15 protein-coding genes are annotated in these 15,414 nt (G+C 30.0%); 12 read left to right on the top strand and 3 right to left on the bottom strand.

From position 1 onward, the window contains the following. Positions 1-663 precede the first annotated feature (663 nt). Entirely contained in the window at positions 664-1,494 is an 831-nt protein-coding gene (locus tag G9F72_RS18660) for an SDR family oxidoreductase (RefSeq protein ID WP_164959694.1), read from the bottom strand. Between the two features lie 106 nt (positions 1,495-1,600). Between G9F72_RS18660 and helD the strand changes: the two genes are divergently transcribed. From helD to G9F72_RS18640, 4 genes are all read left to right on the top strand, one after another. Beyond that, complete coding sequence (gene helD / locus G9F72_RS18655) at positions 1,601-3,895, top strand: RNA polymerase recycling motor HelD (protein ID WP_164959695.1); 2,295 nt, start codon at positions 1,601-1,603, stop codon at positions 3,893-3,895. A gap of 145 nt (positions 3,896-4,040) precedes the next feature. Beyond that, complete coding sequence (locus tag G9F72_RS18650; RefSeq protein WP_164959696.1) at positions 4,041-4,952, top strand: transposase; 912 nt, start codon at positions 4,041-4,043, stop codon at positions 4,950-4,952. 501 nt (positions 4,953-5,453) lie between these two features. Continuing rightward, positions 5,454-6,629: an FprA family A-type flavoprotein gene (locus G9F72_RS18645; RefSeq protein WP_164959697.1), complete on the top strand. Its 1,176-nt coding sequence runs from the start codon at positions 5,454-5,456 to the stop codon at positions 6,627-6,629. Between the two features lie 231 nt (positions 6,630-6,860). Next, positions 6,861-7,259, top strand: coding sequence for a hypothetical protein (locus tag G9F72_RS18640; RefSeq protein WP_164959698.1), 399 nt, complete (start codon positions 6,861-6,863; stop codon positions 7,257-7,259). A 28-nt stretch (positions 7,260-7,287) separates the two neighbouring features. On the opposite strand, the gene G9F72_RS18635 is transcribed toward G9F72_RS18640, so the two are convergent. Further along, positions 7,288-7,527 (bottom strand): aspartyl-phosphate phosphatase Spo0E family protein, encoded by a 240-nt coding sequence (locus G9F72_RS18635; RefSeq protein ID WP_164959699.1) that lies wholly within the window; start codon positions 7,525-7,527, stop codon positions 7,288-7,290. Between the two features lie 339 nt (positions 7,528-7,866). On the opposite strand from G9F72_RS18635, the gene G9F72_RS18630 reads away from it, so the two are divergent. From G9F72_RS18630 to G9F72_RS18620, 3 genes are all read left to right on the top strand, one after another. Next, entirely contained in the window at positions 7,867-8,055 is a 189-nt protein-coding gene (locus G9F72_RS18630; RefSeq protein WP_164959700.1) for a DUF896 domain-containing protein, read from the top strand. Positions 8,056-8,086: 31 nt separating this feature from the next. Beyond that, on the top strand, positions 8,087-9,007 hold the full coding sequence (hprK, locus tag G9F72_RS18625) for an HPr(Ser) kinase/phosphatase (protein WP_164959701.1): 921 nt from the start codon (positions 8,087-8,089) through the stop codon (positions 9,005-9,007). Between the two features lie 233 nt (positions 9,008-9,240). Further along, positions 9,241-10,647, top strand: coding sequence for an aminopeptidase (locus tag G9F72_RS18620; RefSeq protein ID WP_164959702.1), 1,407 nt, complete (start codon positions 9,241-9,243; stop codon positions 10,645-10,647). Positions 10,648-10,679: 32 nt separating this feature from the next. Here G9F72_RS18620 and G9F72_RS18615 read toward each other — a convergent pair whose 3' ends face one another. Continuing rightward, entirely contained in the window at positions 10,680-11,513 is an 834-nt protein-coding gene (locus tag G9F72_RS18615) for a PHP domain-containing protein (protein WP_164959703.1), read from the bottom strand. Positions 11,514-11,780: 267 nt separating this feature from the next. Here G9F72_RS18615 and G9F72_RS18610 point away from each other — a divergent pair, with 267 nt between their 5' ends. The 5 genes from G9F72_RS18610 (at position 11,781) to G9F72_RS18590 (ending at position 15,399) form a co-directional block, all read left to right on the top strand. Then, a complete protein-coding gene (locus G9F72_RS18610; protein WP_164959704.1) occupies positions 11,781-11,963 on the top strand; it encodes a hypothetical protein in 183 nt (60 codons plus the stop codon). An 88-nt stretch (positions 11,964-12,051) separates the two neighbouring features. Further along, the gene (locus G9F72_RS18605) at positions 12,052-12,624 is read left to right on the top strand and encodes an anthranilate synthase component II (RefSeq protein WP_164959705.1); all 573 of its coding nucleotides are present in this window, start codon (positions 12,052-12,054) and stop codon (positions 12,622-12,624) included. Between the two features lie 31 nt (positions 12,625-12,655). Continuing rightward, positions 12,656-14,005: an aminodeoxychorismate synthase component I gene (gene pabB, locus G9F72_RS18600; protein ID WP_164959706.1), complete on the top strand. Its 1,350-nt coding sequence runs from the start codon at positions 12,656-12,658 to the stop codon at positions 14,003-14,005. Positions 14,006-14,043: 38 nt separating this feature from the next. Then, positions 14,044-14,817, top strand: coding sequence for an aminotransferase class IV (locus G9F72_RS18595; RefSeq protein ID WP_164959707.1), 774 nt, complete (start codon positions 14,044-14,046; stop codon positions 14,815-14,817). Positions 14,818-14,916: 99 nt separating this feature from the next. After that, positions 14,917-15,399 carry an HD domain-containing protein gene (locus tag G9F72_RS18590; protein ID WP_164959708.1) on the top strand — a complete coding sequence of 161 codons (483 nt, stop codon included), beginning with the start codon at positions 14,917-14,919 and terminating at the stop codon, positions 15,397-15,399. Positions 15,400-15,414: the final 15 nt, after the last annotated feature.

The following is a 15,414-nucleotide window of genomic DNA, read 5'->3' as shown; positions in this document are numbered from 1 at the left end:
ATGTATATCCTCGCTTAGGGTAAGCCTTTTATAAAGGTATACCTTAGCACCCTCATATTCCATTAAAGTATAAATAAATAACAAGTCAGTAGACTACTCTACTGACTTGTTATTTATTTATACAATCTTTAAGTATATAATTCTAAGAAGGAATTTCAATATCAAAGGAGTTTATTATATAAGAAATATTCGCACAGGTATAGTAGATAAATAGTTACTTAGAAATATAGTGAGATTTATAATCTAACACCTTTGATTCCATATATGGAGCCGAAAAATGGAATCTTCATCTTTTGATATACATGTATATCCTTACTTAGGATAAGGCTTTTATGAAGGTACACCTTCACATCCTCGTATTCCATTAAAATAAATTGTTCTGAGGGAGAAAAGTTTTTCTGAGTCTCAATCCAGAGACTTCTTGTAGGTGTGCCTCCTCAACCACAAGAATTTATTACAGCCTTAGCCACTAAAACTGAATTTGATTTTCTAATAGCATTAATTGATTTATCGTCCATAGTTAACATAAAAACACCTCCATACCCATAGCGGGTATACCTATATTGATATTCTATTCCGAAAGTGTCTAAATGTCAATGCGATACAAAATTTTAACATTTAAAATTTATAGGTGAACAAGTTAGTATATTAGTCTAGTCTATTTTAATTTTTCTTATTAATGTAATCTTTAAGTCTATCATTCCAAGGAGGAATTTCAATATTAAGGGAGTCTTTTATAAGAGAACTATTCACGCAGGTATACTTAGGTTCTTTGATGATATTTGATAAAAGTTTATCTGAATTTACAATCAATGGAACATTAAGATTACCTAATTCTATTATACTATTTATTAGCTGTGATTTTGATAAACAACCTTCATTTGTATAGTTATATACTCCATATTTATCAGTGGCTAGAAGCATCTGAATAACTGCAGTCAAATCTTCTATATAAGTTATGGAAAGAGTGGGATTAGAAAACAGATAAATTGCAGTATGTTTACCTTTTAGAAGTTTTCTAACAAAACAATCATTGCCACCAAATACATTTGAGCTGCGAAGGATAAAATATTTGGTGCAAATAGTTTGGATTAATTCTTCTGCCCCTAACTTGCTCTTGCTGTAGGCGTTTATTGGAATACATTCATCAATCTCGCTATAGGGGGAAGATTTAATATCACCGTATACATCTGTGCTAGATAGGTATAATATGGGTATATTGAGAAAATTACAACAGTTGGCAATATTTAAAGTTCCTAGGGTATTTACACCATAGGCCAAAGGTTCATTATACTCACAAATATATTTATTTGTTATGCATGCTGTATGAATTACAAAGTCGGGCTTTAATTCATTTAGTGTTTTCTCAGTAGCTATTTTATCCATTATGTTAAGCTGAGTTTTATCTAAACCATATATAGTATGTGACTTTGACAAGACACTACAAAGATAAGCTCCAACATTACCTTTCGCACCAGTTATTAAAATATTCATAAATACCTCCTTAAAGTTCATGCTACTAAAGTATATGATGTAGTATCTTTATTATTAAAGAATTAGTTATTTTTTTCAAAATGCATTATAGAATGGAGTTGAAGAAATGGCAATAAGTAAGAGTGAAATGGAATTTGAAAATAACAACCTAAAGGAAACTGTACAGTGGTTAAATAAACAAATTAATTTAGCGGCGGAAAAACAAGAAGAGTTAGAAAAAAAAGTATCTATGTTAAAGAAGAGTTCTGGTGGCACCTATAATGAAGAATTAGCTTTAACACAGCAGGTTTGTGAGTTTGCAAATAAGAATTTACAAAAGTACAGTGAAGCAGTTCATAAACCATATTTTGCAAGAATTGATTTTAGCGAGCGCAGAAGAGACAAGGAGAGCTATTATATAGGCAAATTCGCTTTAAATGATAGCAGTGAGGGAGAAGAAAAGGTAATTGATTGGAGGGCACCTATTGCAGAATTATATTATAACGGGCAGCAAGGTAAGGTTAGTTATAAGGCACCTATAGGTTTTGTAGAAGGTGAGCTATCTCTAAAACGTAAATTTCTTATTAAAGAAGAAAAGTTAGAAAATGCTTTTGATGAAGGTATTAACGATATAATCTTAAGATCATCCAATGATGAAACTACGGACAATGCATTAGTAGATGAATTCTTAAAGATAAATTTAGAACAAAGCATAGGAAGTAAGCTCAAAGATGTAGTAGCTACAATTCAAAAGGAACAGAATGAAATTATAAGGGCAAGTAAGAATACAGTGATGATAATACAAGGTTCTGCAGGTTCAGGAAAAACTACAGTGGCTCTACATAGACTAGCATATTTAATGTATAAATACAGTGAAAATTTAGAAACCCAAGAAATTTTAGTTGTAGCACCTAATAAGCTATTCCTGGATTATATTTCTGATATACTTCCTAGTCTTGGCGTAAGTGGTGTTGTACAAAGCACATTTGAGGATATTGCCTGTAGCATCTTAAAATATGGTGGTAAAATCAATACAAAGGATATGAAGTTTTCTTCAGTTATGGAAGAAACGGATAAAGACAAAGTGAAATTTATAACCACTAGCAGTAAATTTAAAGGAAGCATGACATTTAAAAGCATTATGGATAGATACTTAAAATATATAGAAAATAAAGATATCCAAGTGGAGGATATTATAGTCTCGCAGTATACATTATTTGATGCTAATGAAATAAAAAGATTATACTCTAAGGATTTAATACATTTCCCAGTAAATAAAAGAAAACAAGAAATTAGAAGATATTTTAATTTAAAGCTAAAGAATTTAATTCCAGAAATCATGGAAAAAATAGATGATACCTATGACAGATCCATCCAAAGCGTAAAAAGAGATATTAATGATGATGTTTCCAAAAGAAAGAAAATTATTGAACTTTATGATAAAAGAGATGAGGAAAAAAAGCATTTCAAAGCTAATGCTAAAAAAGCCATGGATGAGTATTTTAAACAATGGTCACAAAAGAGTGTAATTGACTTGTATTTTAATTTACTTGTGGATGAAGAAATCTTTAATGAACTTACTGATAGAAAAATATCCGCAAAGCTATATGCCTTTATTAAAGCAGAAGCTATTATTAATATGAATGATAATATTATCGATAGTGATGATTTAGCAGCTTTACTTTATTTAAAACACAAAATTGAAGGTTTGGAAAAATTTAATTTTTCTCATATCGTAATAGATGAAGCTCAAGATTATAGTAATTTTCAATTATTGATGCTTAAAAATATTGCAATTAATGATTCTTTCACAATTGTAGGTGATATTGGACAGGGGATTTATTATTATAAGGGCATTGAGAATTGGCAAAAGCTTATCACTGAGGTTTTCAAGGGACAAGCAAATTATATTCCACTGACGCAAAGCTATAGATCTACTATAGAAATAATAAATGTCGCAAATAGGGTACTACAAAAGCAACAAAATTATATAACACCAGCGAGTCCTGTGCTAAGGCACGGTGAAAAACCAGAGTTAATAGCCTATAGCTTAGAAAAGGATTTTGCTGAAAAATTAGATGAAATAGTGAAAAGTGTAAAGAGTAGTGGAAAGAAAAGCATAGCAGTTATCGGAAAAACCTTTAAGGAATGTAAATTTATAAAAGCACAACTTAAAAAGTACAGTAAAGATGATTGGGAGTTAATAAAAAATACTGATAAAAACTTTCAGTCAGAAAGAATAATAATACCTTCATATATGACTAAGGGATTAGAATTTGATTGCAGTATTGTTTACAATTGTGACGAAGAAAATTATGGAGATAACGAGTTAGACAAGAAGATATTATATGTAGTACTTACAAGGGCGTTACATTTGGAGTATATCTTTTATAAAGGGAAACCTTCAACATTATTAGACTAAAATCATTGAGCAATCAATGTGCAACCATTGGGCAACCATTGGGGACGGTTAACAACTATTTAAACTATTAACTTAAGAATATGAATATCATCTCAACTCGTAGGCAATAATTTAAAGAAAAGTTTATGAGTAGGGGTGATTTTCTATGGCAAGAAAGAAAAGATTAAAAGCAGCTGATGCTATATTTCATATTATCTGCAAAAGTATCAGTGAGGTAGATTTATATAGGGATTCTGAAGATAAGGAAAAGTATTTATCCTTTGTAAAGAAGTATAAAAAGCTTTATAATGTTAAAATTTACGGGTACTGCCTTATGGATAACCATGCACATTTATTGGTTGATGCTAATGGTGCAGATATATCAAAAGTCATGCACGGAATAAATTTTTCTTATGCAATGTATTTTAATAAAAAACATGAAAGGGAAGGACATCTTTTTAAAGATAGATTCAAGAGTAAAATAGTTGATAATGAGCAATATTTGAAGACTGTATCGTTATATATACATAATAACCCTACAGATATAGGTGAATTTAAAGATTGTCCTGAAAAATATGCCTTTTCTAGTTTAGGAATATATATTGGTAAGAGACGTGACCATTTCAACATAGTTGATTATGGATTTGTCTTGGGATTTTTTGGTGATGGACTTGAAAATGCAAGGAAAAACTACTATAGTCTTGTTTTTGGATGTGATGACGAAAAATTAAAAGAAGAAATTGAATTTAAGGATGAAAAAACAGAATATAGAAGTGGAAGAAATATACTTTTTAGAAATTTCACGCCTGAAGCTATAATAGAATTCATATCCTTGAAGTTGAAAATATCAAAGAGTCTTTTTAATATTAAGTACAGTAGAAAGCTTTTACATGCAAAAGCATTAACAATTGTTTTAATGAAGAGCCTCGGTAATTTTAAGTCCATTGATATATCAGGTGTGCTTGGAAATATTACACAGGCTAGAATATCTAAATTAACAAGCATCGGTATTGAATTAATTGGAACTGACGAAAAATATGAAAATATTATTGGGGAATTTATCAAAGTATGTACTTAGCAATAATTTGGTTATTTGTAGTTTAGTATAATTTTCAATAATAGGATTGGCAGTCAATTTAAAAATAGCCGTTAAAAGTTTTAGGAATATTTACTTGGATTTTCATCTATCAATTTCTTATATTAAATAAAAAAAATAGAGAATTAAATAATAATATTTAAATAAAATAAAATAGGACAAGCTTTTTAAAATATAGAAACCAATATAAAACATGAAAAAGATAATGAAAGGAAGTTAAAAATGGGTAATTTTATCGATTTTAATTTACATGTTTTTAAAAGAATTTGTGCATAAATTAAAATTAAATAATTGTTAACCGTCCCTAATGATTTCCCAGGATTACCCTAGATTCCACCATGGTTGTCCTGATTTATTTTGTAATAATTATTGTTTGTTGAACAGCATTGATATATGTGATAATATATGTATATATAATCTTGTAATAATAAAGATAAAATTAACGTGATAAACCACCAAAGAATCAAAAGGAGGATTTAGAGTATGCAGACAACAAAGTTAAAAGACAATATTTATTGGATTGGTGTTAACAATCCTGAGCTTAGGGTATTTGATATTATAATGGAAACAAAGAAAGGAACTACTTATAATTCATATATAATAGATGATGAAAAAGTTGCTATAATAGATTGTGTTAAAGATGGTTATTTTGAAGAGTTTTTAGGTAAAATAAAAGGTGTTATCGGAGAAAGAAAAGTTGATTACATAATTGTTCAACATACAGAACTCGACCACAGTGGCTCGTTAGCTAAGTTCTTAGAAGTTTATCCAGAGGCAGTAGTTGTTGCTTCAAACGCTGCTATAAAATATTTAAAAGAAATTACTAATAAGGGATTTAATAGTAAGCCAGCATTAGAAGAGATTTCTTTAGGTAAAAACACTTTAAAATTTATTTCTGCACCAAATTTACATTGGCCTGATACAATATTTACATATGTTAAGGAAGAAAAAATATTGTTTACTTGTGATGTAATGGGTTGCCACTACTCACCAGTAAATTGCATAACGGATGGCTGCTCAGGTGACTATTTTGATGAAATGAAATATTATTTTGATGTTATAATGGGACCTTTTAAAAAGTTTATAAATATGGGCCTGGATAAAATCAAAGATTTAGAATTTGATATAATAGCACCAAGCCATGGACCTATACATGTAGATGATGCTAAAATGTATGTGGACCTTTATAGAGAGTGGGCTAAAATTGAGGAAATAAAAGAGAAAAATGTTCAGATTTTTTATGTTTCTGCTTATGGTAATACTGAAAAACTTGGAAAATATTTAGCAGAGAAAATTAATGAGAATGGTATAAAAGCTGAGGCTCATGAAATTACATCCATGAATTTAAGCGATATTGTGGAATTAATTGAAAAAGCTAGTGGCATTATGATAGGTTCTCCGACTATTAATCAAGATGCTGTAAAACCTGCTTGGGACGTTTTATCTCTTGTGTGTGCAATAACCAACAGAGGTAAGGCTGCAGCAGCTTTTGGATCATATGGATGGAGTGGAGAAGGAGTTCCTATGCTTACACAAAGGCTAAAGTCTTTAAAATTTAAAGTGGTAGAGGAAGGATTAAAATGTAATTTTGTTCCGGATACCAAAGAATATGAGTTGGCTGACAAATTTGTGGAAGCGTATTTACAACTTTTAAACTAGGAATTTACTGATTAAATCTATGATGAAAAAGGGGAATTTTACTTTAATAGTGGAGTTTTCCTTTTTTTATAAGGGATTAAAAGTAATTCAAATGTAAAGAATATGATATATAAATATATTAATTAATATTATTTCAATTTATTATAGAAAAATAAAGCTATTTCTAGTATTATTTAAATAAGCATAAAGTCGTAATTAATAATTTACAAATGTAGTATGGAGGGGATTTATTTGAATAAACAACATATAATAAATTTTTTAATAATAAATGATTTAAAAGATATAGCTGAAATTCAATATAAAAAGGACACCATAGCTTTAAAATTTAAATATTATTATGATAAAGTAGAGATGGAAGCGGCTACATCTTATGCGAATGAAGAAGGAGATTTTAAAAAGGATAAAGAGGAATGGTATGAGGAGTATTTTTTACCTTATTTAAGTGATATTGCAGCAGATAATGTAGAAGATATTATGGAGGAATGTGCGGAACAAATGGGAATTGAGTATGAATTTATTGGCTGTGATATATCCCAAGATGCATATGAATTTAATGAATTCGCAGTAGTTTTTTATGGTGAAGATGCAGATATAGAAATTGATGATATTTTACTTGAATTAGATATATAAATCTTCTTTTAGAATAATAAAATGAGGGTTAAGCCACTTTTCTGCAAGTGGCTTTAACTTTTTCATACTTAATGATAACTTCATCTAATTGCTGACTGCAAGATACAACTATTTTATCTGTAGGCTTTTTAAAATTTAATAGAAAATGTAGGATCATTCTTAATGATTCTAATTCTCTTTTTATAAGCCGTAATTTAATATTCATATATTTATACTTCTTGATTACATATTTATACTTGTTAATCATAGTTTTATACCTCTTGTTCATGTATTTATACTCCTTATCGTAAATTTCATTTTTGTAAAGTAAATATAGTATACCAAATTTTTCAAATCATGTTAGGTTTTTTCTTAGTCAATAAAATATACAAAATTACAAAATAGACTATAAATTGGGAAAATAATTAAGCACAATATGGTAAAATATACCAAGGAAACCCATGTAGGGGTTTGACAAAGCTATTTTACATAATATGTAAATGACGAAAAAAGTCTTAATTTTCTTGTTCTATAATTATAAGAAATAGAATATGTTTGATTTTTACTATTATAGCAATATAATTTTTTGGTATAATAAATAAGTCGAAAAAAGTATAGGAGTGATATTATGAGTATAGATGAGTTAACTAATAGGATAAATTTCCTTTATAAGAAAAGCAAAGAGCAGGGACTTACAGATGAGGAGAAGGTAGAGCAAAAAGAATTAAGACAAAGGTATATTGACAATGTTAAAAGAAATTTTAGATCACAATTAGATACAATTGTGAAAGTAGAACAGAAGGATCTAAAACAATAAATTTATAAATTATTTGAAATGGGGAGTTTTAATGGCTGTTACAATAGAGGAATTAATAGAGCATTTTAATTTGGAAATTTTAGTAGAAGGGGACAAGGGTAAATTAATTACTGTTAGTGATATTAATAGACCTGGGCTTCAAATTGCAGGATTTTACCAGTATTTTGATAATAAGAGAGTGCAATTAATAGGCATGGCAGAGTGGAGTTTTCTAGATTGCATGGAAGTAGAGCTGAGGAAGAAACGAATTAACAAATATTTTAAATTAGATCCGCTTTGTGTTATTTTTACTAGGCATTTGGAACCTCATACGGAAATTCTCAATGCAGCAAAGGGAAATGGACAGTGGGTTTTACGAACTAAATTAATTTCTACAAGATTTATAAGTAAGCTTACAAATTACTTAGACACTAAGCTGGCTCCAGAAACTAGACTTCATGGGGTTCTAGTAGACGTTTATGGTATTGGAATATTATTAAGTGGTGAAAGTGGCATAGGTAAGAGCGAATGTGCCTTAGAATTAATAAAGAGGGGTCATAGACTCATTGCAGACGATGCAGTAGACATTAAAGAAATTGATGGTATACTCATGGGAAGTTGTCCATATATAACCTCAGGCATGCTGGAAGTCAGGGGTATGGGAATAATAGATATTCCAGCGATTTATGGTATGAGTTCCGTTCTAAACACTAAGACTATTAGCATATTGATTTCCCTTACTCTGTGGAACGAGAATGAAGAATACGATAGGCTTGGTATAGATAATGAATTTATGGATATACTAAACGTGCCTTTAAGAAAAATAACGCTACCAATTAGGCCTGGTAGAAATATAGCAGTGATTATAGAAGCTGCTGCAGCTAATTATAGATATAGTTTAAATTCTAAGATAACACCTGTTGAAACCATAAATATGAGAATAGAAGAAGTAACCGCCGCTCGTAATAATTAAATTAAAAAATAAATTATTTTGATAATATGCAATTTTCAGATAATAATATTTCAGAAATATATAGTGAACACTATAAAGATACTGTTTATTTGTAAGATTTGAAAGATTTGATAAAATTAGCACCAATGAGAGCCAAAAAGACTTTTTTAAGGCAGTTTTGGTGTTTGTAATTTAATAAAATATTTAGTAGAATAGTAAATATAAAAAGTAATTCTATTGGGGGGTAATTAAACATGTCTGATGTTAAAGATTTAGAGAAAAAATATGAATTAGCTTGGGATAAATACACTAAAAGTGATCTTAAAAAGGTCTTCGCATTATCTGACAATTACATAGATTTTATGTCAAAGTGTAAAACTGAAAGAGAGTGTGTAACTGAATTTACTATTTTAGCTGAAAAAAACGGTTACAAGAACATTGATACTTATATAAATGCAGGCGCTACATTAAAAGCTGGTGATAAAGTTTATGCAAACTGCATGGGAAAAACTTTAGCATTATTTTTAATCGGTTCTGAGCCTATTGAAAAGGGTTTTAAAATTTTAGGTGCTCATGTTGACTCACCAAGACTGGATTTAAAACAAAACCCATTATATGAGGATTCTGATTTAGCATTAGTTAAAACACATTATTATGGTGGAGTTAAGAAATATCAATGGGTTACTATACCTTTAGCTATACATGGCGTTGTGGTTAAGAAAGATGGCACAATAGTAAATATAGTAATAGGAGAAGATGAAAAAGAACCAGTAGTTGGAATATCAGATCTTTTAATTCACTTATCTGCAGACCAAATGAAAAAGACTTTAGACAAAGGTATTGAAGGCGAAGATTTAAACGTGTTTATGGGAAGTATACCAGTAGAAGACAAGGACGCTAAAAATAGAGTTAAGCTAAATATATTAAGACTTTTAAATGATAAATATGATATAGATGAAGAAGATTTTGTATCATCTGAACTCGAAGTAGTACCTGCAGGACGTGCTAGGAGTTATGGACTAGATAGCAGTATGATTATGGCCTATGGACATGATGACAGAGTTTGTGCTTATACATCATATGAGGCATTAATGAACATAAAAGAAACAGATAAAACTTGTATTGTTTTACTTGTGGATAAAGAAGAAGTAGGTAGTATTGGTGCAACCGGAATGCAATCTAGATTCTTTGAAAACACAGTAGCTGAAGTTGTTAATTTAATGGGAGAATATAGTGATTTAAAAGTAAGAAGAGCATTAGCTAATTCAAAAATGTTATCTTCTGATGTAAGTGCTGCTTTTGATCCAAACTTCCCATTAGTTATGGAAAAACGTAATGCTGCATACTTTGGTAAAGGTATAGTTTTAAACAAGTATACTGGAGCTCGTGGAAAAGGTGGATGCAACGATGCAAACCCAGAATTTATTGCAGAACTTAGAGCTATAATGGCCAAACATAAAATTTCATGGCAAACATCAGAGCTTGGCAAAGTGGACCAAGGCGGCGGTGGCACTATAGCTTATATATTAGCTGAGTATGGTATGCAGGTTATTGATTCAGGAGTTGCTCTTCATAACATGCATGCACCATGGGAAATTGCAAGTAAAGCAGATATTTATGAAGCTTGTAGAGCTTACGAAGCGTTCTTAATTGAGATTTAGTGAATAAAAAAAGGGATGTGAAAACATCCCTTTTATTTGTCTAATTCGTTTACAAATATAGCTAGTTCATTATGACTTAGGAAAACTGAACCAATGACACCATGACTTGTATCTGAAGTTGTAATTCCATGGAAATCTGAACCTGCAGTAACAAACTTATTGTATTCTTTAGCCTTTGCTTTTAGAAAAGACTTTTGTTTTTTTGTATTTATTGGATAGACGGCCTCAATACCATCAAAATCAAAACACAACATTTCATCTATAGAAGAATTCTTAATAAGCACAGGGTGTGCAAGTACTACTAATGCGTTAACTTTCTTTAACATCGATATACCATCAGCTGTTGAAATTTTCTTGGTTTGCACGTATGCAGGGCTATCGTTTGAAAGCAAATTATCAAATATATATTTCCAATCATATTTGTAACCAGCATTGATTATAGCTTTAGCTATATGAGGTCTAGCTATTACACCTTTAGCATCATCTAAAATTTTCTGGTAATCTAATTTTATTTTGAAAAATGTATCTAGATTCTCAACTATTTTTTCAGCTCTTAATACTCTATAATTTTCCATATCCTTTAAGTAATTTTGAAAAACTCCATTTTTATACTTATCGTCTTTAAAATAACCTAAAATATGAATGCTTTCTTTATTGTGAATAGTGGAGAGCTCTATGGCAGGTACTACCCTTATATTTTCAATTAAACCCTCCCTAATTCCTTCTTCAACATTTAAAGTAGTATCATGATCTGTTATTGCAATAATATCTAAACCTCTTGTAGAAGCTGTATAAATTAATTCCTTAGGACTTAGTTTTCCATCAGATGCATTTGTATGAAGATGGAAATCACCTCTATTGTACATATAATCACCTCGAATTTAAAGTTTACCATAAAAAATATTCAAGTAATTAAAAAATAATTATGATATTCTATTTATTTTTATCTTTCTAATATCATTTTAACTAATAATGGTGAATATTAAAAGGGGTTTGTAATAAATAATAATTATTATTTACAAGTAATAATATAATTACTCAGCAAATTCATAACATTATTAGTAATATACATTTAATTTTAAAGAATATATGAACCACTTTTAGTAAATAATTTTAATGGAGGTGTTTTAATAATGAATATTATTGATGAAGTAAAAGATTTAGTCCAATCAGGTAAAGGAAGAATAACTAATTTTACAATAATAAAAGATAATGTAGGAGAAATTGTTTTGAAATATGATGATAACTCTGAAAAAACAGTAGGCCTTACTGAAGAGGCTATGAACCAATTAAAAGATTACCTTCCCCAAAAATAAGAGCCATCATGGCTCTTATTTTAATCCTGATGATTTTCTTCAAATTATTTGCTATAATAGGTAATTATAAGAGAATAGGAGATAGGTTATGTTTTTGATGATAGACAATTATGATTCATTTGTATACAACCTAGTTAGATACTTTGAAGAGCTAGGTGAGGAAATATTAATTTATAGAAACGATAAAATTTCATTTGCGGATATTGAGAGAATTAAACCAGAAGCCATAATTATTTCACCAGGTCCAAAATCACCAGAACAAGCAGGAAAATGCATGGAAATAGTAGAACATTTTAAAGATAGCATACCTATTTTAGGAGTATGTTTAGGACATCAGATTATTGGTAAGGTGTTTGGTGGAAGAATTATTCAAGGAACGCAGCCAGTACATGGAAAAGTATTTGAAATTGAACATAGAGGAAAATATATATTTAAAAATATTGTGAGTCCAATGAAGGTTACAAGATACCACTCATTAATAATAGAGAGAGCATCACTGCCTGAGGTATTAGAAATAACTAGTGAAACTGAGGACGGAGTTATAATGGGAATAAGACATAAGCATTATCACGTTGAAGGGGTGCAATTTCATCCTGAAGCAGAGCTTACGGAATATGGCCATGAAATTCTTAAAAATTTTATTGATGAGGTTAGAATGTAAAATAAAAAGGTTAAAAACTAAGGAGAAAAAAATGAAGCTGCTAATTGAAAAATTCCACACCAGGCTTGATGGATTTGAGATATATTCACTATTTAAAGAGGATTTAAATACTATATTATTAGATAGTGCTAGGGACGAGGAAACACTAGGAAGATATTCGTTTATAGGGATCAACTGTTTTTTAACATTTAAAAGTAAAAATGGCCAGTGCTATAAGGGCGAAGAAGTATATATTGGGGACACCTTTGAAGAGTTAGATAAAATTATAAAAGAATATTCTATAGAAAATAATACTGATCTGCCCTTTGTATCTGGAGGTATGGGATACTTTTCCTACGACCTTGCTAGGGAAATTGAAGAGCTACCTAATATAGCCAAGGAGGATATAGATATACCATATTGCTGCTATAATTTTTATGATAATATTATTATCTTAGATAATCTTTACAAAAGTGTTTATATAACTGCCCTAGGCATACTTAAGCCGCAGAAAGACAGTATTCGAGGTATTGCAGAGCGGATAGAAAATGGCCATGAAATTGCATATGAAGAAGTAGGAAGTATAGTGAATAAATTTACTTCAGACTTTGAAAAGAATCATTATATCCATACTGTATCAAAGGTAAGAGATTATATAAAAAGCGGAGATATATATATTACGAATTTAACTCAAAGATTTAGTTGTAACACTCGTAAAAGTACATATGAGATATACAAAGACTTAAGACATGTAAATCCAGCTCCTTTTGCTGCACTTATGAACTTTGAAGATTTTAATATAATATGCTCTTCACCAGAAAGATTTCTGTCAATTAAAAATAGAATGGTAGAAACCAGACCCATAAAAGGTACCATGCCAAGAGGAATGGATGCAGAAGAGGACTTAAGAAATAAAAACATACTAATAAACAGCGAAAAGGACAAAGCTGAACTTTTGATGGTGGTGGATCTAGAACGAAATGATTTAAGTAAAGTATGTAAGCCTAATTCAGTTAAAGTAACAGAGCTTTTTAAATTAGAGGAGTATAGCACAGTATTTCATTTGGTATCTACAGTAGTAGGTCAGTTAAAAGAGGGGATAAGCCCACTAGAATGCATTAAGGCTTGTTTTCCCGGAGGTTCCATAACAGGAACACCTAAAATACGTTCAATGGAGATTATTGATGAATTAGAGCCGGTAGGTCGAAATATATATACGGGGGCACTGGGATATTTGGGGTTTGACGGAAATGTAGATTTGAATATAATTATTAGAACAATCTTAATAAAAGATAATCAGGCTCATTTTGGTGTAGGTGGTGGAATAACTTGGGATTCTGATGAAGAATGTGAATATGATGAAACCTTAGATAAAGCAAGGGCACTGATGAGAGTTTTATAGATTGGTACACCCACGTGGGTGGCACCTAAGGGGGTATTATGATACTTATAAATGGGAACTTAAGCGAAGGCATCATATCCTTAGATAGTGGTTTTTTCTTTGGACAGGGAGTCTTTGAGACTATATTAGTTAAAGAAAAACCAATATTTCTTGGGGCTCATATACAAAGATTAAATAGTGGACTTATCACACTTGGTGTAAATAAAAAGATTACTGAAGCTGAAATTAATGCTGGTGTGGAAAAGCTTAGCTGTAAAAACTGTGTGTTGAAGATTATGGTATCTGAGAAAAACACCATAATTACTAAAAGAGAAATTCCATATGAACAAAGTGATTATGATGCAGGGTTTTCCTTAGGATTAAGTGAGACACGGCGAAATGCATATTCGAATTTAACTTATGTGAAATCCTTTAATTACGTAGAGAATATAATTGAGCGGGACAAGATTATTAAAAAAGGCTATAATGAAGCACTATTTTTAAATACAGAGGGATTTATAAGTGAGGGAGCTATAAGTAATATATTTTTTGAGCAAAAGGGAATTGTTTTTACACCTAAGATTAAATGCGGATTACTACCGGGTATTATACGAGATTTTGTTATACAAAACTCATTATCTATAGGAGTTACAATCCAAGAAGGAGAGTTTACATTAGATAAATTAATGGAAGCTCAGAGCGTTTTTATAACTAATAGTATTATGGGCATAATGAAGATAAATAAAATCGGAGATAAAATTTTTAATGAAAGTGTGGTTGTATCACAAATAAAAAGGTATTATGATAGATATGTAGAAAATAATAAGGAATAAAGAATATGAAAGTAGACTGGACTAGTATACTGATTAGTTATTTATTTCAAAGCGCCTATATACTACTCTAAAGGGGTGGAAATCATAGATAATTATTTAATGAATGATAAAATCAATCTTATTATAGAAAATCATAGCTTTCAATATAATTTAAGAAAGATAGAAAGCTTAGAAAAACAAAGACGATTCTGTTTGCATGATATGCAGCACCTTTTAGATGTGGCAAGAATTATGTACATAATAAGTTTAGAAAACAATTTTAATATACCCAAATATATGATTTATGCAGCTGCTCTTTTGCATGATATAGGCCGAGGAGAAGAATATGAAAATATGATTCCTCATAATATCGCTAGTGTAAGGATTGCTAAAGATATACTGGAGCAGTGCGAATATGATATGCAGGAGATAGATGATATTCTAGATGCTATAGGAGATCATAGGAATAATAATGAAAAGTTAAATAATTTAAGCTATATATTATATAGCAGTGACAAGCTTTCAAGAAATTGTGCTAAGTGCAGTGCAATTTATGATTGCAAATGGCCAGTGGAGAAGAAAAATATGAAGATAACATACTAAAAACTTAGTTGAAAA

The organism is Clostridium estertheticum, from assembly GCF_011065935.2.
In the GTDB taxonomy this organism is placed as follows: domain Bacteria; phylum Bacillota; class Clostridia; order Clostridiales; family Clostridiaceae; genus Clostridium_AD; species Clostridium_AD estertheticum_A.
The sequence above is the reverse complement of the archived record's forward strand: the minus strand, read 5'-3'. Positions and strand labels throughout refer to the sequence as shown.

What these genes read in the sequence shown, in the direction of transcription:
- G9F72_RS18595 (WP_164959707.1), top strand. Translation starts at nt 14,044, where the DNA reads ATGATACTTATAAATGGGAACTTAAGCGAAGGCATCATATCCTTAGAT.
- G9F72_RS18645 (WP_164959697.1), top strand. Translation starts at nt 5,454, where the DNA reads ATGCAGACAACAAAGTTAAAAGACAATATTTATTGGATTGGTGTTAAC.
- G9F72_RS18630 (WP_164959700.1), top strand. Translation starts at nt 7,867, where the DNA reads ATGAGTATAGATGAGTTAACTAATAGGATAAATTTCCTTTATAAGAAA.
- G9F72_RS18635 (WP_164959699.1), bottom strand. Translation starts at nt 7,527, where the DNA reads ATGAACAAGAGGTATAAAACTATGATTAACAAGTATAAATATGTAATC.
- G9F72_RS18590 (WP_164959708.1), top strand. Translation starts at nt 14,917, where the DNA reads ATGAATGATAAAATCAATCTTATTATAGAAAATCATAGCTTTCAATAT.
- G9F72_RS18650 (WP_164959696.1), top strand. Translation starts at nt 4,041, where the DNA reads ATGGCAAGAAAGAAAAGATTAAAAGCAGCTGATGCTATATTTCATATT.
- hprK (WP_164959701.1), top strand. Translation starts at nt 8,087, where the DNA reads ATGGCTGTTACAATAGAGGAATTAATAGAGCATTTTAATTTGGAAATT.
- G9F72_RS18660 (WP_164959694.1), bottom strand. Translation starts at nt 1,494, where the DNA reads ATGAATATTTTAATAACTGGTGCGAAAGGTAATGTTGGAGCTTATCTT.
- G9F72_RS18615 (WP_164959703.1), bottom strand. Translation starts at nt 11,513, where the DNA reads ATGTACAATAGAGGTGATTTCCATCTTCATACAAATGCATCTGATGGA.
- helD (WP_164959695.1), top strand. Translation starts at nt 1,601, where the DNA reads ATGGCAATAAGTAAGAGTGAAATGGAATTTGAAAATAACAACCTAAAG.
- pabB (WP_164959706.1), top strand. Translation starts at nt 12,656, where the DNA reads ATGAAGCTGCTAATTGAAAAATTCCACACCAGGCTTGATGGATTTGAG.
- G9F72_RS18610 (WP_164959704.1), top strand. Translation starts at nt 11,781, where the DNA reads ATGAATATTATTGATGAAGTAAAAGATTTAGTCCAATCAGGTAAAGGA.
- G9F72_RS18605 (WP_164959705.1), top strand. Translation starts at nt 12,052, where the DNA reads ATGTTTTTGATGATAGACAATTATGATTCATTTGTATACAACCTAGTT.
- G9F72_RS18620 (WP_164959702.1), top strand. Translation starts at nt 9,241, where the DNA reads ATGTCTGATGTTAAAGATTTAGAGAAAAAATATGAATTAGCTTGGGAT.